General features: G+C 72.4%; 22 protein-coding genes. 4 read left to right on the top strand and 18 right to left on the bottom strand.

What is annotated here, in order from left to right:
- Nucleotides 1–5: 5 nt before the first annotated feature.
- The 10 genes from nuoH to ACZ52J_RS07325 form a co-directional block, all read right to left on the bottom strand.
- Nucleotides 6–1334 (bottom strand): NADH-quinone oxidoreductase subunit NuoH, encoded by a 1329-nt coding sequence (gene nuoH / locus ACZ52J_RS07370; protein ID WP_360494495.1) that lies wholly within the window; start codon nt 1332–1334, stop codon nt 6–8.
- Nucleotides 1331–3916 (bottom strand): NADH-quinone oxidoreductase subunit G, encoded by a 2586-nt coding sequence (locus tag ACZ52J_RS07365; protein ID WP_465616553.1) that lies wholly within the window; start codon nt 3914–3916, stop codon nt 1331–1333. The genes nuoH and ACZ52J_RS07365 overlap by 4 nt, the downstream gene beginning before the upstream one ends.
- A complete protein-coding gene (gene nuoF, locus ACZ52J_RS07360; RefSeq protein WP_360494498.1) occupies nt 3913–5274 on the bottom strand; it encodes an NADH-quinone oxidoreductase subunit NuoF in 1362 nt (453 codons plus the stop codon). The genes ACZ52J_RS07365 and nuoF overlap by 4 nt, the downstream gene beginning before the upstream one ends.
- Complete coding sequence (nuoE, locus tag ACZ52J_RS07355) at nt 5274–6143, bottom strand: NADH-quinone oxidoreductase subunit NuoE (protein WP_465616888.1); 870 nt, start codon at nt 6141–6143, stop codon at nt 5274–5276. Before nuoE ends, nuoF begins: the two co-directional genes overlap by 1 nt.
- 17 nt (nt 6144–6160) lie before the next feature.
- Complete coding sequence (locus ACZ52J_RS07350) at nt 6161–7492, bottom strand: NADH-quinone oxidoreductase subunit D (protein ID WP_465616551.1); 1332 nt, start codon at nt 7490–7492, stop codon at nt 6161–6163.
- On the bottom strand, nt 7492–8205 hold the full coding sequence (locus ACZ52J_RS07345) for an NADH-quinone oxidoreductase subunit C (RefSeq protein WP_465616549.1): 714 nt from the start codon (nt 8203–8205) through the stop codon (nt 7492–7494). Before ACZ52J_RS07345 ends, ACZ52J_RS07350 begins: the two co-directional genes overlap by 1 nt.
- Entirely contained in the window at nt 8202–8756 is a 555-nt protein-coding gene (locus ACZ52J_RS07340) for a NuoB/complex I 20 kDa subunit family protein (RefSeq protein ID WP_360494507.1), read from the bottom strand. The genes ACZ52J_RS07345 and ACZ52J_RS07340 overlap by 4 nt, the downstream gene beginning before the upstream one ends.
- An 89-nt stretch (nt 8757–8845) precedes the next feature.
- On the bottom strand, nt 8846–9205 hold the full coding sequence (locus tag ACZ52J_RS07335; protein WP_030060100.1) for an NADH-quinone oxidoreductase subunit A: 360 nt from the start codon (nt 9203–9205) through the stop codon (nt 8846–8848).
- Between the two features lie 446 nt (nt 9206–9651).
- A complete protein-coding gene (locus ACZ52J_RS07330; protein ID WP_465616547.1) occupies nt 9652–10347 on the bottom strand; it encodes a response regulator in 696 nt (231 codons plus the stop codon).
- Nucleotides 10344–11453: a sensor histidine kinase gene (locus ACZ52J_RS07325; RefSeq protein WP_465616545.1), complete on the bottom strand. Its 1110-nt coding sequence runs from the start codon at nt 11451–11453 to the stop codon at nt 10344–10346. Before ACZ52J_RS07325 ends, ACZ52J_RS07330 begins: the two co-directional genes overlap by 4 nt.
- Nucleotides 11454–11644: 191 nt before the next feature.
- On the opposite strand from ACZ52J_RS07325, the gene ACZ52J_RS07320 reads away from it, so the two are divergent.
- Nucleotides 11645–12247 carry a hypothetical protein gene (locus tag ACZ52J_RS07320; protein ID WP_465616543.1) on the top strand — a complete coding sequence of 201 codons (603 nt, stop codon included), beginning with the start codon at nt 11645–11647 and terminating at the stop codon, nt 12245–12247.
- A 13-nt stretch (nt 12248–12260) separates the two neighbouring features.
- Here ACZ52J_RS07320 and ACZ52J_RS07315 read toward each other — a convergent pair whose 3' ends face one another.
- The gene (locus ACZ52J_RS07315) at nt 12261–13256 is read right to left on the bottom strand and encodes a DMT family transporter (RefSeq protein WP_465616541.1); all 996 of its coding nucleotides are present in this window, start codon (nt 13254–13256) and stop codon (nt 12261–12263) included.
- Nucleotides 13257–13431: 175 nt separating this feature from the next.
- Complete coding sequence (locus tag ACZ52J_RS07310; protein WP_465616539.1) at nt 13432–14097, bottom strand: CatB-related O-acetyltransferase; 666 nt, start codon at nt 14095–14097, stop codon at nt 13432–13434.
- A gap of 94 nt (nt 14098–14191) precedes the next feature.
- Here ACZ52J_RS07310 and ACZ52J_RS07305 point away from each other — a divergent pair, with 94 nt between their 5' ends.
- From ACZ52J_RS07305 to ACZ52J_RS07295, 3 genes are all read left to right on the top strand, one after another.
- The gene (locus ACZ52J_RS07305; RefSeq protein ID WP_465616537.1) at nt 14192–14920 is read left to right on the top strand and encodes a TetR/AcrR family transcriptional regulator; all 729 of its coding nucleotides are present in this window, start codon (nt 14192–14194) and stop codon (nt 14918–14920) included.
- Nucleotides 14921–15095: 175 nt separating this feature from the next.
- Nucleotides 15096–15809, top strand: coding sequence for a peptidylprolyl isomerase (locus tag ACZ52J_RS07300; RefSeq protein WP_465616535.1), 714 nt, complete (start codon nt 15096–15098; stop codon nt 15807–15809).
- Nucleotides 15810–16015: 206 nt separating this feature from the next.
- On the top strand, nt 16016–16378 hold the full coding sequence (locus ACZ52J_RS07295) for a MazG-like family protein (protein ID WP_360494528.1): 363 nt from the start codon (nt 16016–16018) through the stop codon (nt 16376–16378).
- Nucleotides 16379–16399: 21 nt separating this feature from the next.
- Here the strand turns inward: ACZ52J_RS07295 and ACZ52J_RS07290 are convergent, their stop codons facing one another.
- From ACZ52J_RS07290 to ACZ52J_RS07265, 6 genes are all read right to left on the bottom strand, one after another.
- Nucleotides 16400–17710 carry a geranylgeranyl reductase family protein gene (locus tag ACZ52J_RS07290; protein ID WP_465616533.1) on the bottom strand — a complete coding sequence of 437 codons (1311 nt, stop codon included), beginning with the start codon at nt 17708–17710 and terminating at the stop codon, nt 16400–16402.
- 143 nt (nt 17711–17853) lie between these two features.
- Nucleotides 17854–18549, bottom strand: coding sequence for a demethylmenaquinone methyltransferase (locus ACZ52J_RS07285; protein WP_360494534.1), 696 nt, complete (start codon nt 18547–18549; stop codon nt 17854–17856).
- A 170-nt stretch (nt 18550–18719) separates the two neighbouring features.
- The gene (locus tag ACZ52J_RS07280) at nt 18720–19307 is read right to left on the bottom strand and encodes a hypothetical protein (RefSeq protein WP_360494537.1); all 588 of its coding nucleotides are present in this window, start codon (nt 19305–19307) and stop codon (nt 18720–18722) included.
- A gap of 284 nt (nt 19308–19591) precedes the next feature.
- Nucleotides 19592–20365 (bottom strand): amidohydrolase family protein, encoded by a 774-nt coding sequence (locus ACZ52J_RS07275; protein ID WP_465616530.1) that lies wholly within the window; start codon nt 20363–20365, stop codon nt 19592–19594.
- Between the two features lie 16 nt (nt 20366–20381).
- On the bottom strand, nt 20382–21605 hold the full coding sequence (mqnC, locus tag ACZ52J_RS07270) for a cyclic dehypoxanthinyl futalosine synthase (RefSeq protein WP_360494543.1): 1224 nt from the start codon (nt 21603–21605) through the stop codon (nt 20382–20384).
- Between the two features lie 134 nt (nt 21606–21739).
- A complete protein-coding gene (locus ACZ52J_RS07265) occupies nt 21740–23455 on the bottom strand; it encodes a serine/threonine-protein kinase (protein WP_465616528.1) in 1716 nt (571 codons plus the stop codon).
- Nucleotides 23456–23569 lie beyond the last annotated feature (114 nt).

The following is a 23569-nucleotide window of genomic DNA, read 5'->3' as shown; positions in this document are numbered from 1 at the left end:
GCGGTTCAGCTCCCTTCGGAATGGTCGGCCCCGTTGAGGGCGTCCTGGAGTTGCTTCGGGGCGCGGCTACGCCTGCGCGGTACCGGCGGGAGCACCTGGCCCGGCAGCGGTGGGACCGGGTAGCCGCCCTCCATCGGGTCGAACTCGCCCTTCGGCGGGGCCTCTTCGGGCTCCGGCTGCTTCCTCAGGAAGTCCCACAGCAGCGCCAGCAACAGGACCGCCCCGACCGGGGCACCCACGTACAGCACCACCTCGCCGAAGCCGTAGCCCTCGTTGCGCAGCGCCCGCACGCTCGCGATCAGCACCAGCCACACCAGCGAGACCGGGATCAGCACCTTCCAGCCCAGCTTCATGAACTGGTCGTAGCGGAGCCGGGGCAGCGTGCCGCGCAGCCAGATGAAGAAGAACAGCAGCAGCTGGATCTTCAGCGTGATCCACAGCATCGGCCACCAGCCGTGGTTGGCGCCCTCCCAGAAGGTCGAGACCGGCCACGGGGCCCGCCAGCCGCCCAGGAAGAGGGTCGAGGCCACCGCCGAGACCGTCACCATGTTCACGTACTCGGCCAGCATGAACATCGCGAACTTCAGCGAGGAGTACTCGGTGTTGAAGCCGCCGACCAGCTCGCCCTCGGCCTCCGGGAGGTCGAACGGCGCCCGGTTGGTCTCCCCGACCATCGAGATGATGTAGACGATGAACGACACCGGCAGCAGCGCCGCGAACCAGGTCGTCTGCTGGTGCGCCACGATCTCCGAGGTCGACATCGAGCCCGAGTAGATGAACACCGCCGCGAAGGACAGGCCCATCGCGATCTCGTAGCTGATCATCTGCGCGGACGAGCGCAGCCCGCCCAGCAGCGGGTACGTCGAACCGGAGGACCAGCCGGCCAGCACGATGCCGTAGATGCCCACCGAGGCCGTCGCCAGGATGTACAGCAGGGCCACCGGGAGGTCGGTCAGCTGCAGCGGCGTCCGGGTGCCGAAGATCGACACCTCGTTGCCGGCCGGGCCGAACGGGATCACCGCGAAGGCCATGAAGGCCGGGATGGCACAGACGATCGGGGCCAGGATGTAGACCACCTTGTCCGAGCCCTTGACCACCAGGTCTTCCTTCAGCGCCAGCTTCACGCCGTCCGCCAGGGACTGCAGCAGGCCCCACGGCCCGTGCCGGTTCGGCCCGATGCGCAGCTGCATCCAGGCCACCACCTTGCGCTCCCAGACGATCGCGATCAGCACCGTCAGGACCAGGAAGGCGAAGCAGAACACCGCCTTCAGCAGGACCAGCCACCACGGGTCCTGGCCGAAGAAGTGGAGCGTCTCGTACGGCTGCGGAGTCATCGGTCCTCCCCTTCGCCCGCGGTCGTGTCGGCTTCGTCCGCGGCCGTGTCGGCCGGGGCCTGCGCCACCGAAGCCTGTGCCGCCTGAGCCTGTGCCGCCTGGGCCTGTGCCGCCGGCTCGGGTTCGACCTCGGCCGCGGCGATCGTGACCAGGTGGCCGACAGTGGTGCCGAGCGCGCGGTGGGCGCCGCCCGGCGTGGAGTCGAGCGGGATCCAGACCGTACGGTCCGGGATCGAGTCGGTGACCTCCAGCGGCAGGGTCAGCGAGCCGGCCGGGCCGGTCAGCCGCAGCCCGGCGGCCGCCTCGGCGCCGACCTCCTTCGCCGTCTCGGCGGAGATCCGGGCCACCGCCCGGTGCCGGGTGCCCGCCAGGTGCGGATCGCCCTGCTGCAGCACGCCGTTGTCCAGCAGGTAACGCCAACCCGCCAGCACCGCCTGGCCGGTGGCCGGACGGGGCAGCAGGCCCGGGTGCGCCGCCGGGTCCGCCGCGCGGTCGCCCTCCCAGGGGGTGAAACCGTCCAGCTCCAGCCGCGCCGCCCGCACGTCGGGCAGGCCCAGCCGGTGGCCCAGCGCGTGCGCCAGCATGCTCAGCACCCGCAGGTCCGACTCCAGGTGCCGGCCCATCTGCTGGTCCGGTTTGAGCGCCGCCTCGAACATCCGCACCCGGCCCTCCCAGTCCAGGAAGGTGCCGGCCTTCTCCGCCACCGCCGCCACCGGCAGCACCACGTCCGCCCGCGCCGTCACCGCGGAGGGCCGCAGCTCCAGCGACACCACGAACGGGACCGCCGCCAGCGCCTCGTCGGCCAGCGCCGGGTCCGGCAGGTCGTCCGGGTCCACGCCGCCGACCAGCAGCGCGTCCAACTCGCCCTGCGCGGCCGCCGCCAGCATCTGGTCGGTGGACCGGCCCGGCTTGGAGGGCAGCTCCGCCACCCCCCACAGCGCGGCCGCCTCGGCCCGCGCCCCCGGAGCGGCCAGCGGACGGCCACCGGGCAGCAAGCCCGGCAGCGCACCCGCCTCCACGGCCCCGCGCTCACCCGCGCGGCGCGGCACCCACGCCAGCCGCGCGCCGGTCGCGTGCGCCAGCCGCAGCACCGCCGTCAACGCGCCCGGCACGGCGGCCAGCCGCTCGCCCACCATGATCACCGCGCCGGGCGTGCGCAGCAGTTCGGCCGCCCGGCCCGCGTCGTCGCCCAGCGGCTCGTCCGCCGCCAGCGCCGCGAGCCACTCCGGCTCGGTGCCCGGCGCGGCCGGCAGCAGCGCGCCGCGCAGCTTGGCCAGGCCCCGGGAGCCGAACGCGGCCACCGAGAACACCTTCTGGCCGCGGCCGCGGACCGCCTTGCGCAGCCGCAGGAAGACGATCGGCGACTCCTCCTCCGGCTCGAAGCCCGCCAGCAGCACCGCCGGCGCCTGCTCCAACAGCTCGTAGGTCAGGCCGTCGCCGTCCACGTCGATGCCCCGCCCGGCCACGGCCGCGGCCAGGAATTCCGCCTCCTCGCCACTGTGCGGGCGGACCCGGAAGTCCACGTCGTTGGTGCCCAGCACCACCCGCGCGAACTTGGCGTACGCGTACGCGTCCTCGACCGTGACCCGGCCGCCGGCCAGCACGCCCGTCCGGGCGCCGCGCAGGCCCTCGGCGGCCTTCGCCAGCGCCTCCGGCCAGGAGGCCGGCACCAGTTCGCCGTCCACCCGCACCAGCGGGGTGGTCAGCCGGTCCCGCTGCTGGGCGTACCGGAAGGCGAAACGGCCCTTGTCGCAGTTCCACTCCTCGTTCACCGCCGGGTCCTCGCCCGCCAGCCGGCGCAGCACCTTTCCGCGCCGGTGGTCGGTGCGCTGCGCGCAGCCCGCCGAGCAGTGCTCGCACACGCTCGGTGAGGACACCAGGTCGAAGGGGCGCGAGCGGAACCGGTAGGCCGCCGAGGTCAGCGCACCCACCGGGCAGATCTGGATGGTGTTCCCGGAGAAGTACGACTCGAAGTCGTCCCCCTCACCGGTGCCGACCTGCTGCAGCGCCCCGCGCTCCACCAGGTCGATGAACGGGTCCCCGGCGATCTGCTGCGAGAAACGGGTGCAACGCGCGCACAGCACGCAGCGCTCGCGGTCCAGCAGCACCTGGCTGCTGATCGGCACCGGCTTCTCGTAGGTGCGCTTCATGCCCTCGAAGCGGGAGTCGGCGGCGCCGCTGCTCATCGCCTGGTTCTGCAGCGGGCACTCGCCGCCCTTGTCGCAGACCGGGCAGTCCAGCGGGTGGTTGATCAGCAGCAGCTCCATCACGCCGCGCTGCGCCTTCTCCGCCACCGGCGAGCTGAGCTGGGTGCGCACCACCATGCCCTCGGCCACCGGGATCGTGCAGGAGGCGACCGGCTTGCGCTGGCCCTCGATCTCGACGATGCACTGGCGGCAGGCGCCGGCCGGGTCGAGCAGCGGGTGGTCGCAGAAGCGCGGGATCTGGGTGCCGACGGTCTCGGCCGCCCGGATCACCAACGTCCCCTTGGGGACCTGCACTTCGACGCCGTCGATGGTGAGCGTGACCAGTTCGACCGCGGGCTTGTCTCCCGTGGAGGCGGTTGGCTCTGTGATCGTCACGCGTGCACCTCCCTTTCGGTGGCGGACTGGTGGCCGGGGCGGGGGCCGTCGGCCCAGACGGTGGAGGCGGCCGGGTCGAACGGGCAGCGGCGCTCGGCCAGGTGCTGCTCGTACTCGGCCCGGAAGTGCTGCAGTGAGGAGACGATCGGGCTGGCCGCACCGTCGCCCAGCGCGCAGAAGGACTTGCCGTTGATGTTGTCCGCGATGTCGAGGAGCTTCTCCAGGTCCCCCTCGACACCCTCGCCCGCCTCGACCCGCTTGAGCAGCTGGACCAGCCAGTAGGTGCCCTCCCGGCAGGGGGTGCACTTGCCGCAGGACTCGTGGGCGTAGAACTCCGTCCAGCGGGTGACCGCCCGCACCACGCAGGTGGTCTCGTCGAAGACCTGCAGCGCCTTGGTGCCGAGCATCGAGCCGGCCGCGCCGACGCCCTCGTAGTCCAGCGGGACGTCGAGGTGCTCGTCGGTGAACATCGGGGTGGACGAGCCGCCCGGGGTCCAGAACTTCAGCCGGTGCCCGGCGCGGATGCCGCCGCTGAGGTCGAGCAGCTGGCGCAGCGTGACGCCCAGCGGGGCCTCGTACTGGCCGGGGTTGGTGACGTGCCCGGAGAGCGAGTAGAGCGTGAAGCCGGGGGACTTCTCGGTGCCCAGGCCCTTGAACCACTCCTTGCCGCGGGCCAGGATCGGCGGCACCGAGGCGATCGACTCGACGTTGTTGACCACCGTCGGGCAGGCGTACAGGCCGGCGATCGCCGGGAACGGGGGCCGCAGCCGGGGCTGGCCGCGACGGCCCTCCAGCGAGTCCAGCAGCGCCGTCTCCTCGCCGCAGATGTACGCGCCGGCGCCGGCGTGCACGGTGATGTCGAGGTCGACGCCGGAGCCGAGGATGTTCCGGCCGAGCAGGCCCGCCCGGTACGCCTCGGCGACCGCCGCGTGCAGCCGGCGCAGCACCGGGACGACCTCGCCGCGCAGGTAGATGAACGCGTGGTCGCAGCGGATCGCGTAGGAGGCGATGATCATTCCCTCGATGAGGGAGTGCGGGTTCGCGAACAGCAGCGGGATGTCCTTGCAGGTGCCCGGCTCGGACTCGTCCGCGTTGACCACCAGGTAGTGCGGCTTGCCGTCGTTCTGCGGGATGAACTGCCACTTCATGCCGGTGGGGAAGCCGGCGCCGCCGCGGCCGCGCAGACCGGAGTCCTTGACCAGGGCGATCACGTCGTCCGGGGGCATGGCGAGGGCGGCCTTGAGGCCCTCGTAGCCGTGGTGGCGGCGGTAGGTGTCGAGCGTCCAGGGACGGCTGTCGTCCCAGGAGTCGGACAGGACGGGGGTGAGCAGCTTCTCGGCCGGCTCGGCGGAGGTCATCACGCCTCGCTCCCTTCCTGGCCGGTGCCCTCGGTGCGGGGCGCGTCGGTGTGCGGCAGCTCGTCGCGGGACTCGCCGGTGTGCGGCGGTTCCTCGCGGGATGCCTCGGTGTGCGGCGGTTCCTCGCGGGACGCCTCGGTGTGCGGCGGTTCCTCGCGGGGCGGTTCGTGGCGGGGTGAGACGACCCTGGTGCCGGGGGTGCCGGGCAGGGCCTCGCCGCGGGCCAGCCGCAGGCCGGCCAGGGAGGGTGCCCCGCCGGCGCCGGACTCGTCGTTGGCGCCCGGGCGCTCGTCCGGGAAACCGGCCAGGATCCGGGCGGTCTCCTTGAAACCGCACAGCCGGGCGCCGCGGGTGGGCCGGACCTCACGACCGGCGCGCAGGTCGTCGACCAGCTGCCGGGCGCTCTCCGGGGACTGGTTGTCGAAGAACTCCCAGTTGACCATCACCACGGGCGCGTAGTCGCAGGCCGCGTTGCACTCGATGTGCTCGATCGAGACCTCGCCGTCCTCGGTGGTCTCGTTGTTGCCGATGCCCAGGTGCTCCTGGAGCTCGGCGAAGATCTGGTCGCCGCCGAGCACCGCGCACAGGGTGTTGGTGCAGACCCCGACGTGGTACTTCCCGGCCGGGCGCCGCCGGTACATGGTGTAGAAGGTCGCGACGGCGGTGACCTCGGCGGTGGTGAGGTCCAACTGCTCGGCGCAGAACCGGATCCCGGTCCGGCTGACGAAGCCCTCCTCCGCCTGCACCAGGTGCAGCAGCGGCAGCAGCGCCGAGCGGGACTGCGGGTAGCGGGCGATCAGCTCGGCGGCGTCGGAGGCCAGCCGGGCGTGCACCTCCTCGGGGTACGGTGCGGCCGGCAGCGCCGGCAGTCCGAGTTCGACGTTGGTCACCGGTCCACGCCTCCCATCACCGGGTCGATCCCGGCCACCGCGACGATCACGTCGGCCACCTGGCCGCCCTCGCACATCGCCGCCATCGTCTGCAGATTGGTGAACGACGGGTCCCGGAAGTGGACCCGGTACGGGCGCGTCCCGCCGTCGCTGACCACGTGCACGCCCAGCTCGCCCTTGGGTGACTCGACCGCCGCGTACGCCTGGCCGACCGGGACCCGGAAGCCCTCGGTGACCAGCTTGAAGTGGTGGATCAGGGCCTCCATCGAGGTGCCCATGATCTTGCGGATGTGGTCGAGGGAGTTGCCCATCCCGTCCGGGCCGACGGCCAGTTGGGCGGGCCAGGCGATCTTCCTGTCGGCCACCATCACCGGCCCCGGGCGCAGCCGGTCCAGGCACTGCTCGACGATCCGCAGCGACTGCTTCATCTCCTCCAGGCGGATCAGGAAGCGCCCGTAGGAGTCCGCGCTGTCGGCGACCGCGACCTCGAAGTCGTAGTCCTCGTAGCCGCAGTACGGGTCGGTCTTGCGCAGGTCGTGCGGCAGGCCGGTGGCGCGCAGGATCGGGCCGGTGGCGCCGAGGGCCAGGCACCCGGGCAGGTCCAGGAAGCCGACGTCGACCAGCCGGGCCTTGAACACCGGGTTGCCGGTGGCGAGTTTGTCGTACTCGTGCATCCGGGAGCGGAAGACCTTGACCGCCTCGCGGATCTGGTCGACGGCGCCGGGCGGCAGGTCCTGGGCGAGGCCGCCGGGGCGCACGTACGCGTGGTTCATACGCAGGCCGGTGACCAGCTCGAAGACGTCCAGGATCAGCTCGCGGTCCCGGAAGCCGTAGATCATCAGAGTGGTGGAGCCGATCTCCATGCCGCCGGTGGCCAGGCAGACCAGGTGCGAGGCGATCCGGTTGAGCTCCATCATCATCACGCGGACGACGTTGGCCCGCTCCGGGACGTCGCCGGTGATGCCGAGCAGCTTCTCGACCGCCAGGCAGTAGGCGGTCTCGTTGAACAGCGGGGTCAGGTAGTCCATGCGGGTCACGAAGGTGGTGCCCTGGACCCAGTTGCGGAACTCCATGTTCTTCTCGATGCCGGTGTGGAGGTAGCCGATGCCGCAGCGGGCCTCCTTCACTGTCTCGCCGTCGATCTCCAGGATCAGCCGCAGCACGCCGTGGGTGGACGGGTGCTGGGGGCCCATGTTGACGATGATGCGTTCGTCGTCGGCCCGGCCGATCGCCTCGACCACCTCGCCCCAGTCGCCGCCGGTGACGGTGAAGACCCGGCCCTCGGTGGTCTCGCGGGCGTCTGCTTCCTCGTAGTGCTGAGTGTCCATCAGCTGTACGACCTCCGCTGGTCGGGAGCCGGGATCTGGGCGCCCTTGTACTCGACGGGGATGCCGCCGAGCGGGTAGTCCTTGCGCTGCGGGTGGCCCAGCCAGTCGTCCGGCATCATGATCCGGGTGAGCGCCGGGTGGCCGTCGAAGACCAGGCCGAAGAAGTCGTAGACCTCGCGCTCGTGCCAGTCGTTGGTCGGGTAGACGCTCACCACGGAGGGGACGCGCGGGTCGGCGTCGGGCGCGGTGACCTCCAGCCGGATCAGCCGACCGTGGGTGATCGACCGCAGGTGGTAGACCGCGTGCAGCTCGCGGCCCTTGTCCCCGGGGTAGTGCACGCCGCTCACGCCCAGGCACAGTTCGAAGCGCAGCGCCGGGTCGTCGCGCAGGACGCGGACGGTCTTCAGCAGGTGGGCGCGGTCCACGTGGAAGGTGAGTTCACCGCGGTCGACCACGGTCTTCTCGATCACCTCGGCCGGGTCCAGGCCCTGCTCCTCCAGGGCGCCCTCCAGCTCGTCGGCGACCTCGTCGAACCAGCCGCCGTACGGGCGTTCGCTCGGGCCGGGCAGCACGATCGGGGCCGCCAGACCGCCGAAGCCGGAGGTGTCGCCGCTGTCCTTGGCGCCGAACATGCCCTGACGGCGGCCGACCACCTCGACCGGGATCTCGCGGACCGGCTGGTCCCGGCGGGTCTCGGGTACCTGCTCGTTCATTGCAGCTGCCCCCGCATCTCGCTGATCGGGGTGGCCTGCAGGGCGAGCGCCTCGCCGAGCTCCTCGGCCCGGCGCCGGTTCACGCCCAGCGGCTCGTGCTGGATCTTGTCGTGCAGCTTCAGGATCGCGTCCATCAGCATCTCCGGACGGGGCGGACAGCCGGGCAGGTAGATGTCCACCGGGACGATGTGGTCGACGCCCTGCACGATCGCGTAGTTGTTGAACATCCCGCCGGAGGAGGCGCAGACGCCCATCGAGATCACCCACTTGGGGTTGGGCATCTGGTCGTACACCTGGCGCAGCACCGGTGCCATCTTCTGGCTCACCCGGCCCGCCACGATCATCAGATCGGCCTGCCGGGGGGAGCCCCGGAAGACCTCCATGCCGAACCGGGCCAGGTCGTAGCGGCCGGCACCGGTGGTCATCATCTCGATCGCGCAGCAGGCCAGACCGAAGGTGGCCGGGAAGAGTGACGCCTTGCGCACCCAGCCGGCGGCCGTCTCCACGGTCGTGAGCAGAAAGCCGCTCGGCAGCTTCTCCTCGATTCCCATCAGATCCCTCTCAATGCCCTCAAGTCCTCTGGTACGTCCGCCCGTTCGGGCTTGTCCGCTCGTTCACAAGGGCGGCGGCCACCCCGCGCTCAGTCCCACTCCAGACCGCCGCGGCGCCAGACGTAGGCGTACGCGACGAAGACGGTGGCGATGAAGAGCAGCATCTCGACCAACCCGAAGATCCCCAGGGCGTCGAAGGTCACGGCCCAGGGGTAGAGGAAGACGATCTCGATGTCGAAGACGATGAAGAGCATCGCCGTCAGGTAGTACTTGATCGGGAACCGACCACCGCCCACGGGCTGCGGGGTCGGCTCGATGCCGCACTCGTACGCCTCCAACTTGGCCCGGTTGTAGCGCTTGGGGCCGGTGAGTGAGGCCATCACGACGGAGCCGACCGCGAACGCCGCCGCGATGGCACCGAGTACGAGGATCGGCGCGTAGGCATTCATAGCCCCCGCTCCCTCCGTCCAGTCGTCCTTGACTGCAGATCGGAACCGGCGGGTCACGCTGCGGTGAACCCGCCTTCCGGTTCCCGGGATCCACCTCATGTGAGGCAGTTCACAAAGCCTGGAACGAGCGCATCCTATGCCCGTCCGCTTGTGATCTGCGACACGCAGTTCACCGCGATCTTTGTGATCTACGACACCATGTGAATGGTGGCGAATGTGAACATGCCCAGATTTGTCAACGCAAAGGAGTCAAATGATCACAACCAGTCGCATTTACTTGTGAAGGGGCTGGTCAGGGGCGTATTCCTATATCAACTATGCGCCGACGCGGGCAAATTTCAGGGCGCCATGTTGACGTGTTATAGCGGCTCACTCGCAGGGGTGGCGGGGGTCCGAACGCCCGCTTGACCCTTCGTTCACAAGCGCGCGCAGTCGGCGTCCGTCGGCTACCTCTTGCCGGCCGTCTGCTCCCACACCCAGGCCGCGATGCCCACCCGGTTACGGGCACCGAGCTTGCGCTGGACGCTGGCGAGGTGGTTCTTCACCGTCCCCGGTGAGATGAACAGCCCCGCACCGATCTCCGCGTTGGTCGCCCCGTCCGCCACCTGCTCGGCGATCTCCCTTTCCCGCGCGGTCAGTTCCTCCACCGGGCCGGCCGCCAGCGGCCCCGCCGTCCGCGCACCGGCCACCGGCCCGGGCTTCGGCTCCGCGCCCGGAAGTGCCATGTGCCGCAGGAGCCGCACGGTGACCTGCGGGCTGATCAACGCGTCCCCGGCCATCGCCGCCCTGATCGCCTCGATCAGCAACACCGGCCCCGAGCGCTTCAGCAGGAATCCCGCCGCACCGTGCCGCAGCGCCGTGTGCACGTACTCGTCCAGGTCGAAGGTGGTCACCACGATCACCTTGCACTGGCCGGCCAACTGCCGGGTGACCTCCAGACCGTCCAGCTTCGGCATCCGGATGTCCGCGAGCACCACGTCCGGCCGCAGCCTCCTCGCCTCCTCCACCGCCGCGGCACCGTCCGCCGCCTCGGCCACCACCGTCATGTCCGGCTGGACGTCCAGGATCATCCGGAACGCGCTACGGACGTCCGCCTGGTCGTCCGCGATCAGGATCCGAACCGGCCCCGTGCCACTGCTCATCCCCGCACCTCCCCCATGCCGACCCGCGTCGGCCTCTGCGATCGTTCCGGCCCGCCGACAGCCGCGTCCAGCGGCAACACCGCCGTCACCCGCCAGCCCTTCCGCTCGTACGGACCGGCCTCCAGCGAGCCGCCGAGGGCTTCCACCCGGGCCGCCAGCCCCGGGAGCCCGCTCCCGCCGCCGCCACGCGGCCGCCCGCCCGGGGCCGGCGGCCCGCCATCGTCCGTCACGGTCAACTCCAGCCGTCCGTCGCTCTGACGGGCCCGGACCTCGACCACTCGGGCGGCCGGAGCGTGCCGCCGGACGTTGGTCAGGGACTCGACCACGATCCGGTGCACGGTGCCCTCCACCTCACGCGGCACCGGCCCCTCCGGCAACTCCACCCGGACCTCGGCGCCGCCCGAGGCGGTGAACTGATCGGCCACCTGCGCGAGTTCGGCGAGACCGGGCTGCGGACCGCGGTCGGCCGCCTCCTCGCTGCGCAGCAGTTGCACCGTCCGGTCCAGCGAGGCCAGCGCCCGCTGCCCGGCCTGCTCTATCCGCTCGAACATCTCGGCCGCCCGCGCCGGGTCGATGGCCGCCAGATACGCCCCCGCCTGGGCCTGGGCGACCATGCCGCTGACGTCGTGCGCGACGAAGTCGTGCAGGTCGTGGGCCAGTTCGAGCCGCTGGGCACGCTTGGCCTCGGCCACCGCGCGGGCCCGGCCGTCGTCCAGGCCGCGCAGGTAGAGCCCGATCAGCACGGCCGGCAGGGACAGCGTCGATCCGAAGCCGAAGAGCGTGAGCGCGTCGGCGGGCCCATCGAACCGGGACGGCCAGAGGGCTACCGCTCCGCCCGCCGTCCAGGCCGCCGCCGCGCACCGCGGGCCGTCCTCGGCGCGCAGGCTGAGGACCACCGCCAGCAGCAGCCCGGCCAGTTCGACCAGGCCGACCAGCCCGGTCCAACGCGCCGCCTCCGTCCAGTGGCCGGTGACCCAGACGACGACCGAGACCGTCGCCGACACCGCGCCGAGCACGGTCGTCACGGCGGCCGTGCCGTGGCGCTCGCGGACCATCCAGGCCGGCACCAGCAGGACCGGGACGACCAGCGACAGGATCTGAATCATCGTCACCACCTCTCATCGACTGCCGTCACATTACGACGCGGTCCGGGCGGTGCGCTTGTGCCGATCGGCATATTTCACAGGCCGGTTGAGCAGGGAGAACAGCCCGATCGGCACTGCCGCGGACCCCTGTCGGACCTCGAGTCTTGAGTCATCGCACCGGCCGATGGGGCCGGACAGGATGGGAGTCCACCATGTCGAAGCTCGTGATCAACTCTCGGGGCACCGCCCGCCAGACCGACCCGGCCGCCCCGGACATCCAGGACGCCCCGCCCGCCCCGGGCGTCCCGGACGCCCCGCGCTGGGCCCAGCTGGCCGCCAAGGCCGCCGCCTTGAGCACCGTCCCCTCGGGGGTGTGGCGGATCGCCTTCGGCTTCGGTGTCCCGGTCGGCTTCACCGGGGCCACGGCCGCGGCCTTCGACGCGCACCAGCCGGGTTGGGGCACCGTCTACTGCGTGGCGCTGAGCGCCCTGGCCGAGACACTGGCCTTCCTGACCGTCGGCCTGGTCCGCCCCTGGGGCCTGGTGACACCCGGCTGGATCCCACTGATCGGCGGTCGACGGGTCCGGCCGCTCGCCGCGATCGTCCCGGCGCTGCTGGGCTCGGCGCTGCTCACCTTCCTCGGCATGGAGGCGCTGTTCGGCGGCTGGGCCCACAACCTGGCCGAGCCGGATTCGCCGCGCGGCTTCGCCGCCGTGGTGATGACCCTCGCCTACCTGCCCCTGGTCGCCTGGGGCCCGCTGCTCGGCGCGGTCACCCTCGACTACGCCCGCCGGACGCTGCGGCGGCGCCGGTGACCACGACCACGGATCACGCCGGGGCCGGCTCCCGCTTCTGCTCTCCGGCCCCTGCGTCCGCCCCCGGATCCGCCCCGGCACCTGCCCCGCCCTCTGCCCGGGCCGGGCGCGGCGCGGGAGCGGTGCGTCGGCCCCACTCGGTGGCGACCAGCACCAGGGCTCCGCCGACCAGGGCGAGCGGGCCCATCCGGTTCCCGGCCAGGGTGATCCCGAAGACGGCGGCCCACAGCGGTTCGGTGCCGAGCAGCAGGCTGACGCGGGAGGGCGAAGTGGCCCGCACGGCCCACATCTGGACGAAGAAGGCGAACAGGGTGCAGAACAAGGACAGGTGCAGCAGCCAGGCCCACTGGCCGGCCCCGTACGAGCGGGCCACGGTCCACGGCGCCGGCCCCACGGACAGCGCGACGACGGCGAACACTCCGGTGGCCGTGGCGAGTTGCACCCAGGTCACGGCGAGCATGTCGGTGTCGCGCAGGGCCCGGGTGCGGGCCATGGCGAGGACGTACGCGGAGCGGACGAGGGCGGCACCCAGCACCAGCAGGTCACCGAGCGAGGGAGCGCGCAGCCCGCCGTCGCCGGTGAGCAGGGCGACGCCGAGGACGGCCAGCCCGGCGGCCCCCAGGAAGGCCCGCGGTGGTGCGGTCCGGCCGAGGGCGCTCTCGCCGAGCGGGGTGAGCACCATCGCGAGGCTGATGATCAGCCCGGCGTTGGTCGCGGAGGTGTGCACAGCTCCGTAGGTCTCCAGCAGGAAGATCCCGCTGAGCACCAGTCCCAGTGCGGCGCCGCCGAGCCACTCGGCACGGCTCAGCCTCCGCAGAGCCCGCCAGGCGACCACCCCGAGCAGCGGCAGCACCAGCCCGAAGCGCAGGACGAGCATCGCCACGACGGTCCCCGGCTCGGCCACCCGCTGGACGGCGAGGAAGCTCGACCCCCACACCACCGCCACGAGCAGCACCGGAAGATCACGAAGGACCGAGGGGGACGAGTCCTTGGACTGGGAGGCAGGCATGACGAGGATCCCTCCGAGCGAACGGAACCGACGGGCGCGAGGACCGTACGGCGTCGGACGGACCCAGGAGCCGGGCGGAAGGCCCGGCGGTGGACGGGGCACTGCGCGGAAACGAGGGGCGCCATCCTCGCTCACCGGACGGCCGGTGATCAATGTCGTTCCGGACACCGGATGGTCAGCCGTCGATCAGTCCGTTCGCCACGGCGATCGCCTCGATGTCGGTCGGCGTTCCGGACATGATGACGCGCACGTGCTCGGTGACGAGCTCGACCGGCCAGTCCCACCAGGCCGCGCGGCGCAAGCGCTCGATGTCGGCGTCCTCGAAGCGCCGCCTGATCGGCCGGGCGGGGTTGCCGCCGACGATGGTGTAGGGCTCGACGTCGGCGGTGACCATCGCACCAGCCGCGACGATCGCGCCGTCGCCGATCCGGACTCCGGGCAGCACGGTGGCCCCGAAGCCGAACCAGACGTCGTTGCCGATCACGATGTCGCCCCGGCTGGGCAGGTCCGTGACGATGTCGAGGGTCCGCTCGGTCCAGCTGCCGCCGAACATCGTGAAGGGGAAGGTGGAGACGCCGATGGCCGGGTGGGCGGCACCGGCCATCAGGAAGCGGGTCCCGGTGGCGATCGCGCAGTACTTCCCGATCACCAGGCGCTCGGGGCCGTACGCATAGAGGACGTTGCGCTCCTCGAAGCGGGTGGCGCCGTCGGGGTCGTCGAAGTAGGTGTACTCGCCGACCTCGATCCGCGGGTCGGTGACGAGCGGTCGCAACAGGACGACACGATCGTGGCCGGTGAGCGGGTGGAGCACGGTGGGATCGGGGATGGCGGTCGCAGTCACTCAGGCTCCTCTCGTAATGCGACTGAAGTCGCATTACGATGAGCATGGCACGCCACCACCCCCGCAGCAAGCCTTAATGCGACTGGAGTCGACTTTGACCGGAGCCACCCACCCCGAGCAGCCACCCCATGCCCCCACCCCCCGCCCGGGCGGCCGCAGCGCACGGGTCCGGGCGGACGTGGTCACCGCCACGCTCGCCGAGGTCACGGAGAAGGGGTACGACGGCCTCACCGTCGAGGCGGTCGCCACCCGCTCCGGCGTCCACAAGGCGACCCTCTATCGACGGTGGGGCGGCGTGGACGGGCTGGTCGCCGATGCCCTGACCGCATCCGCCGACCAGCCCTGGCCGCTGCCCGACACCGGCGACCTCCGACAGGACCTCCGACGGATCACCCAGGAGGTGTTCAGCGTCTTCACCGACCCGGAGCTGGGCCCCACGCCCACCGCACTGATCTCCGCGGCCCAGCGCTCCGACACCGGCGCGGCCGCCCTGCGCGCCTTCTTCGCCGCCCGCCACCGACAGGCCGCCGGGGTGGCCGAACGGGCGGTCACCCGCGGCGAGTTGCCTGCCGGAACGGACGGCGCCGAGGTGGTCCGCGCCGCTACCGCCCCGCTCTACTACCGCCTGTTCGTCTCCGGCGAGCCACTGGACGCCCGCACGGCCGAGCGGGCCGCCGACGCCGCCGCCCTCGCCGCCCGCGCCGGGCTCTTCACCTCCGCCGAGGAGGACTCCGCCAGCTCGGCCACCCCCGCCACCCCGCCCACCCTCGCCCCACCGGCAAGACCGACCATCCTTGCCCCACCGGCAAGACCGGCAACATAGGCAACACTCGCCATACCGGCAATACCCGTAGCGTGACCGCCATCGAGCGCGACAGCACCGACGGAATCCCCACCCCCCCAGGCCCATCTGACCGCCCATCACACCCCCGGGCCCCGGGGAACCACGGCCGTCCCGCCCCCTACCGCATCCCCACCCGGCCGTGGATGATTCCTCCATGACAATCCAGCCGTCCACCACCCCCCGGAAGGCCCGTCACGTGAAGCGCACGCACTGGGCGCTGGTCGCCGCCGCCACCGTCCTCCCGCTCGTGGCGAGCACCGGCACCGCCGTCGCGGGCACCTCCGCCCCCGCGGCCACCACCCCCGCCGCCGGCTGCACCTACACACCAGCTGTACCGGCCGACAATTTCAAGGGAATCCCGGTCTTCGACGCGAAGAAGGCGGCCCAGCCCTACCGCGCGACGCTGCGGACCAGCCAGGGCGCGATCACCTTCGAGGCGCTGACCGACAAGGCGCCCTGCACCACCTTCTCGTTCCGCTTCCTCGCCGAGCACGACTACTTCGACCGCAGCCACTGCCACCGCCTCACCACCCAGCGGATCTACGTCCTGCAGTGCGGCGACCCGACCGGGACGGGCAGCGGCGGGCCCGGCTACTCCTTCCCGGACGAGAACCTGACCGGCGCCACCTACCCGGCCGGCACCGTCGCCATGGCCAACGCCGGCCCGAACACCAACGGCAGCCAGTTCTTCTTCGTCTGGAAGGACACCAAGCTCTCCCCTGCCTACACCCCGTTCGGCCGGATCACGGCGGGCCTGGACGTCCTGCAGAAGATCGCCGCCGGCGGCGAGGACGACCAGAACAACCCCGGCGACGGCTTCCCCAACCTCCCCGTGAACATCCGCCACGTGAAGCTCAGCACCCGCTGACCGAAGGCGGGTCGGGCAGCCCGGGCCGACCCGGGGCGACCCCGGCCCGCCGCCGACCGCCCGCCGACTGCCCCTCTGCCCGCCGACCCGACCGTCGCGCCGACCGCCCGACGCCCGCCTCCCTGCCCGCCGACCGACCGCCGCACCGCACCGCGCAGCTCCCGTACGGTGGCAGCACCAACCACACCGCAGGGGAGCAGCGCCGCATGGACAGCCGGATCTGGGAGAGCGTCGACCACCTGGTCGCATGGCTGGACGGGCAGAGCACGCAGTCGCCCCAGGAGGAGCGCCTGCTGCGGATCCTCAAGCTCTCCGAGGAGGTCGGCGAGGTCGGCGCGGCCGTGATCGGCGCCACCGGCCAGAACCCGCGCAAGGGGGTGACCCACAGCTGGGAGGACGTCCAGCACGAGCTCTGCGACGTCGTCTTCACCGCCCTCGTCGCCCTGCGGACGCTCACCCCCGACGCGGCCCGGGTCTTCGCAGACCGGCTGGCCTACGTCGAACAGCGGTCCGCCGCCTCCCGGCGCCCGGTCGACGGGCCCCCGGAGACGGCGGCGGAGCCGGGCTAGCGGCCGGCGCCACATGCCGGACTAGGCGTTCGGCGCGACCCGGGCGAGCCCGTTGATGACGCGGTCCATCGCGTCGCCGCCCTGCGGGTCGGTCAGGTTGGCGAGCAGCTTGAGGGTGAAGCGCATCAGCATCGGGTGGGTGAGGCCGCGCTGGGCGGCGATCTGCATCACCTTCGGGTTGCCGATGAGCTTCACGAAGGCGCGGCCCAGCGTGTAGTAGCCGCCGTACACGTCCTTGAGGGTGCGCGGGTAGGCGTGGAGGGCGCGCTCCCGGCCGCCGTCGGTGACCCGGGCGAGGGCCTGCACGATGACCCCGGCGGCGATCTGGCCGGATTCCATCGCATAGGCGATGCCCTCGCCGTTGAACGGGTTGACCATGCCGCCCGCGTCGCCGACGAGCAACAGGCCGCGGGTGTAGTGCGGCTGCCGGTTGAAGGCCATCGGCAGCGCGGCGCCGCGGATCGGCTCGGTCATGTTGTCGGGGGTGCAGCCCCACTCCTCCGGCATGCCGGCGCACCAGGCCTTGAGCACCTCGCGCCAGTCCAGTTCGCCGAAGGCCGGCGAGGAGTTGAGGATGCCGAGGCCGACGTTGGAGGTGCCGTCGCCCATGCCGAAGACCCAGCCGTAGCCGGGCAGCAGCTTGCGCTGCCCCTCGCGGGTGTCCCACAGCTCCAGCCAGGACTCCAGGTAGTCGTCGTCGTGGCGCGGCGAGGTGAAGTAGGTGCGGTAGGCGACGCCCATCGGGCGGTCCTCGCGCCGGTGCAGGCCCATGGCGAGCGAGAGCCTGGTCGAGTTGCCGTCGGCGGCGACCACCAGCGGGGCGCGGAAGGTGACCGGCCGCTTCTCGTCGCCGAGCTTGGCGGTGACGCCGACGATCCGCCCGGTGCGCTCGTCCAGGAGCGGCCCGCTGACGTTGCAGCGCTCGTAGAGCCGCGCGCCGGCCTTCTCGGCCTGACGGGCCAGCAGCTCGTCGAAGTCGGCGCGCTTGCGGACCAGGCCGTAGTCGGGGAAGGAGGACAGCTCGGGCCAGTCCAGCTCGAGGCGGACGCCGCCGCCGATGATGCGCAGGCCCTTGTTGTGCAGCCAGCCGTTCTCGGTGGAGACGTCGATGCCCATGTCCACCAGCTGCTTGGTGGCACGTGGGGTCAGGCCGTCGCCGCAGACCTTCTCGCGGGGGAAGGCGGTCTTCTCCAGCAGCAGCACGTCCAGCCCGGCCTGGGCCAGGTAGTAGGCGGTGGTGGATCCGGCCGGGCCCGCGCCGACCACGATGACGTCGGCCGTGCTCTCCACCGGGGCGTCCGGCTTCGTCAGATCGGCTGCGGTCTCGGACACGTGGACACACTCCTGGAGCTGCGGCGGGGGACGGCGGCTTTTGTCTCCGGCAGTCTAGTTCCGCTCACGCCGCCGGAAGCGCCCGCGCCCCGGGAGCGCGGCCGCGACACCGTCCCGGCCGACCGACCGCCCGGCCCCGGCGACTACGCGGTCTTGTACGCCCGGTGCAGCGCGACGATCCCGCCGGTGAGGTTCCGCCAGGCGACCTTCGACCAGCCGCTCTCCTGCAGCTTGGCGGCCAGGCCCGGCTGGTCCGGCCAGCTCCGGATGGACTCGGCGAGGTAGACGTACGCCTCCGGGTTGCTGCTGACGGCCGTGGCGACCGGCGGCAGCGCGCGCATCAGGTACTCGGTGTAGACCGTCCGGAACGGCGTCCACGTCGGCGTGGAGAACTCACAGATCACCAGCTTGCCGCCGGGCTTGGTGACCCGAAGCATCTCGCGCAGCGCCTCGTCGGTGTCCTGGACGTTGCGCAGCGCGAAGGAGATCGTCACCGAGTCGAAGGTGCCGTCGGCGAACGGCAGCCGGGTGGCGTCCCCGGCGGTGAGCGCCAGCTCGGGGTGGCGGGCCTTGCCCTCGGTGAGCATGCCGACCGAGAAGTCGCACGGGACGACCTGGGCCCCGGCCTCGACGAAGGGCAGCGAGGAGGTACCGGTGCCGGCCCCGAGGTCGAGCACGAGGTCCCCCGGTCCGGCGGCCACCGCCTCGGCCACCGCCCGGCGCCAGGCGCGGGCCTGGCCGAGGGAGAGCACGTCGTTGGTGCGGTCGTACTTGGCCGCGACGTCGTCGAACATGGCGGCGACTTCGTGCGGCTGCTTGTCCAGAGAGGCTCGGGTCACGCCCCCATTGTTCACCCTTCCACGGACACCCCGACCAACGGGGCGTGCCGACGGGCCTCCGACGGGGCGCACCAGCGGGTCACCAACGGGTCACCAACGGGTCCCCGACGGGCCGCCGAGGGTCACCCCGCGTTCGACGGGGCACACCCACCGGCTGCCGAGCCGCTCCCTCAGTGCTGCCCGCGCCGCCCGCCCGCGCGCCGCTTCCGGCGGGAGCGCTTGCCGTGCGTTATCGCGGGCATCCCGTCCGCCAGCGCCTCCGTCGCCAGGGCGAGGTTGGCGGCCAGCCGCCCCTGCCCGGCGCGGATCGCGACGGCCTTCCGGTAGCGCCAGATGCGCAGCACGCAGATCACGAAGAGCACCACGGCGACCGGCACGCTGAACCGGGCCAGGCCCACGCCGACCGGCTGCGGGTAGGTGTCGCCGCAGATCCGCACCGCGCCCGCGTCGTCGGCCGCGTGCTCCAGGCAGACCGGGTCGCCGATCTTGATGCCGTCCGCGAGCGGCAGCGCGGCCGCGGTGTGCGGCTGCCCGCCGACCCGGTAGCTGACGGCGCTGTAGGTGCCGCCGCCGGTCGGGAGCTGGGTGACGACGCCCTCGACTCTCACCGGGTGCGCCTCGATCCGGTCGGCCTGGTCGGCCTGACGCCAACCCAGCAGGCACATGCTGACGGCCAGCACGGCGCTGAGCAGGGCGGCGAGGTACCAACCACGGCCCAACCGCGGGACGCGCGGCGGGGGAACGGTCGCGGTTCGCATGGTTCCTGTCCTGGCTTGCCTTCGGGACCGGGGACGCGGCCCCGCCGCCCGCGGGCACGGGCGGTGATGTGGTGAGGGTGCGGATGTGAGCTGTCCGGGATCGTATCCGCTGGCGGGCCCTCAGGTCACGGCGAAGGGACAATCACTCCCCGTCACCGGCGCCGGAGTTCGGGTGCACACGAAGAAAGTCCGTTGTGCCGCAAGGAAATCCGACTACTGACGAGTACGTCACACTGGCGCCGCCGACGCCCGCAGCTCCCCCCTAAGGCCCCCGCCGGACAGGCTCAGCGCCGCCGGTACACCAACCGCCCGCCCAGCACCGTGGCCAGGCACCCGCCCGCCACCGGCTCGGCACGCCCCTCCCCCGCCGCCGGGACCACAGCCGCGACCACAGTCGGGACCCCTGCCGAGACCGAGACCGAGGCCGAGACCGCGACCGCGAACACCGCGAAGTCCGCCCGGCCCCCGGCCGCCACCCGCCCGTACACGGCCTCCGCGAACGGCAGCACGGCCAGCGGATCCAACGGCCCCGCACCGGCATCGCTCGAAACACCCGAGGAACCCGAGAAGCCCGGGGAACCCGAGAAGCCCGAGGAACCCGAGAAGCCCGAGGAACCCGGGGAGCCCGGCAGCCCCGCCAGCCCCGACCGCGCCACCGCCGTCCGCACCGACGCCCGTTCGAACGGCCCGGCCACCGCCGTCACCCCGAACCCGAGCATCCGCTGCAGCCCGCGCCGCGCGCTCGCCCCGCACCGCACCTCGTCCGTGGATCCGACCAACCCGTCCGCCACCGGCTCGACGCCGATCTCCTCCCGCGGATCCGGGTGGTAGGCCCGCTCCAACAGCCAGTGCCCGTACGGGTTGCGCAGCCCGGGCGCGAGCAGCGCCGAGCCCCAGTCCCGTACCCGCGCGCCCGGGTGGGCCGCCAGCAGCTCCTCGTACGGCCCGACCGCCTCGACGTGCTCGCCGCGCACCACCACCGCCCCGTCCGCGATGGACGGGGCGGTGGGATCGGCCGGGTCGGGCAGCACGAACGCGGCCCGGTGCAGGGTCAGCACGGCGGGGGGAGCGTCCTCAGTTGTTGTTCAGGATCTTCAGCTCGGGGTGCGCCGTGCCGCCCTCGATCGCCGTGGAGGCGATGTGCGAGGCGACCCGCGGGTCGACCGGGTCGTCGGCCGGGTCGACCAGCACCCGCAGGTGCTCGTACGTGGTCGAGCGCTGCGCCGGGACGCGGTCGGCGGCCCGGATCAGGTGGATCAGCTCGGTGAGGTTGGAACGGTGCTTGGCACCGGCTGCCGAGACGACGTTCTCCTCCAGCATGACCGAGCCGAGGTCGTCCGCGCCGTAGTGCAGGGACAGCTGGCCCGCTTCCTTGCCGGTGGTGAGCCAGGAGCCCTGGATGTGGGCGATGTTGTCGAGGAACAGGCGGGCGATGGCGATCATCCGCAGGTACTCGAAGACGGTGGCCTGGGTCGAGCCCTTCAGGTGGTTGTTCTGCGGCTGGTAGGTGTAGGGGATGAAGGCCCGGAAGCCGCCGGTGCGGTCCTGCACGTCGCGGATCATCCGCAGGTGCTCGATCCGCTCGGCGTTGGTCTCGCCGGTGCCCATCAGCATGGTGGAGGTGGACTCCACGCCGAGTCCGTGGGCGGCCTCCATGATCTCCAGCCAGCGCTCGCCGGACTCCTTCAGCGGGGCGATCGCCTTGCGCGGACGCTCCGGCAGCAGCTCGGCGCCGGCGCCGGCGAAGGAGTCCAGGCCCGCCTTGTGGATCCGGGTGATCGCCTCCTCGATGGAGACGCCGGAGATCCGGGACATGTGCTCGACCTCGGAGGCGCCCAGCGAGTGGATCACCAGCTGCGGGAAGTCGGCCTTGATCGCCGAGAACGCGCGCTCGTAGTACTCCACGCCGTAGTCCGGGTGGTGGCCGCCCTGGAACATGATCTGGGTGCCGCCCAGCTCGACGGTCTCGGCGCAGCGGCGCAGGATCTCGTCGAGCTCGCGGGACCAGCCCTTGTCGCTCTTCGGCGGCACGTAGAAGGCGCAGAACTTGCACGCCGTCACGCAGACGTTGGTGTAGTTGATGTTCCGCTCGATGATGTACGTCGCGATGTGCTCGGTACCGGCGTAGCGGCGGCGGCGCACCGCGTCGGCGGCGGAGCCGAGCGCGTGCAGCGGCGCCGAGCGGTAGAGCTCCAGCGCCTCTTCCGGAGTGATCCGGCCGCCGGCGGCGGCCCGGTCGAGCACGGCCTGCAGGTCGGTGCTGGACGCATCGAGGGTGGTCGCTGCGAGCTCGGTCACCTGACGGCCTTCTCTCTACTCGGGTGGTACGCGGGTGGCGCTCGGGTGGTGCTGCTGCCTGCGCCGCCGACACGGACAACGGGGCGTCCGGGTACGGCCGAACCAGCCTACGCCAGCGGATTCCGCCGCCCGCGTCAGCCCGCTTTCCGCAACACGCCGGCCTGTGTCGTGGTGGTGCCGTCGGTGATGTCATAGCGGAGGGTGCCGCCCGGCAGGAGGGTGAGCATGCGGGGGACGGCGACGTTCTGACACGCCCCGGCGCTCGACGTGGCCACCAGCCGCGAGGTGTACACGACTTTCGTCGCCGAGACCAGCCGAAGCGTCCAGGCGCCTTCGCACACCGTCCCGGTGGGGCCGTCGATCCGGGTCGTGGTGCTCTCGTCCCCGATCCCGCCCTGGCCGACGGCGACGGTGATGACGCCGATGACGCCGCCGCCGACCACGCTGACATCGCCGCGCCAGGTGCCGAGGAACGCCGCCGGTACGAGGTTCCGCCCGACGGCGCCGGGAACCGTCGGCGCGACCAGCGGCGCGACCAGCGGCGGCGCCGTGTGGTCGCCGGAGGCGGTCGTCCGGTCGGCCTCGGCCACCAGGAACCGCAGGAACACCGTGCCGACCACGGCCAGGGCCAGCACGCCCAGCACGCCCAGCACGACCACCGGCACCACCCACCGACGCCGTCTGCCCCGGCGCGGGCCCCGCATCGGCACCGTCCTCGGCGGCGGCCCGAATCCCGGGGGCGCGGCCGCCCCGGGCGACGGCGGCACGAACGACGACGCGTTGGGAGGCGCCGGGGAAGGCTTCGGCGGCGCGGAGGGCCGCAGCGGCGGAGGCGGCGAAGTCGGCGGCGCCGCGGCGGCCCCCGCCGAAGGCTTCCCCGCCGAAGGCCTCCCCGCCGGCCGCGGCGGCACCGGCCCGGCCGCCGCGGACCCCGCGGGTCCCCCTTCCGCGTCAAGGTCCAGCAGCTGGACCGCACTGCGCCCCACCGCCGCCGCGAGCCCGGCGGGCAGCCACTCGCCCTGTTCCAGCCGCGCGGCCACCGTCCTGTCGTCGTCCAGCCAGGCACCTAGCTGCCGGGGCGTCGGGCGGGCATCCGGGTCCTTGGCCAGGCAGTCGAGCAGGATCCAGCGCAGCGATTCGCTCGTCCCGGACAGTTCCGGGTACTCGTACACCATCCGGTAGACCATCACCGCCGGCACCGCTTCCCGCCCGAAGGGGAGCGTCCCGCTCGCCGCGTACGCGAGCACCGCGCCGAGCGAGAACACGTCGGTGGCCGCCCCGACCTTCTCTCCCCGCGCCTGCTCCGGTGACATGAAGCCGGGCGAGCCGATCGGGTTGCCGGTCCCGGTGAGACTGCTGGTCCCGTCCAGTGCGCGGGTGATGCCGAAGTCGATCAGCCGGGGGCCGTCGAGGGTGAGCAGCACGTTGGACGGTTTGACGTCCCGGTGCACCAGACCGAGTCCGTGCACGTGGGCCAGCGCCTCGGCCAGCCCGACGCCGAGGGCTCGTACGGTCGGCTCGGGCAGCGGCCCGAACTCCCGGACGGCGGCCCCCAGCGAGGGGCCGGCGACGTAGCCGGTGGCCACCCAGGGCTGGACGCTCTCGGTGTCCGCGTCCAGTACGGGCGCCGTCCACTCCCCACCGACCTTGCGGGCGGCGTCCACCTCCTGCCGGAAGCGGGCGCGGAACCGGGCGTCCACGGCGAGCTCCCGGCGGACCGTCTTGACGGCCACGGTGCGTCCGCCCGCCGTCCGCCCGAGGTAGACCCGGCCCATGCCGCCGGCCCCGAGCCGCCCCAGTAACCGGTAGTCGCCCACCTCGCGCGGATCGTCCGGTTCCAGCGGCTGCATCCTGCACGCTCCCCTCGGCGGGCTCACTGCCCGTGCCGAACCGTACCGGCCGGGTTCCCCGGGGGGACCCCGTTCTCGTCACGGTTCGGACACCGCACACCCGCGCCCGGGAGC

This window comes from Kitasatospora sp. NPDC034035 (genome assembly GCF_055575755.1).
The sequence above is the reverse complement of the archived record's forward strand: the minus strand, read 5'-3'. Positions and strand labels throughout refer to the sequence as shown.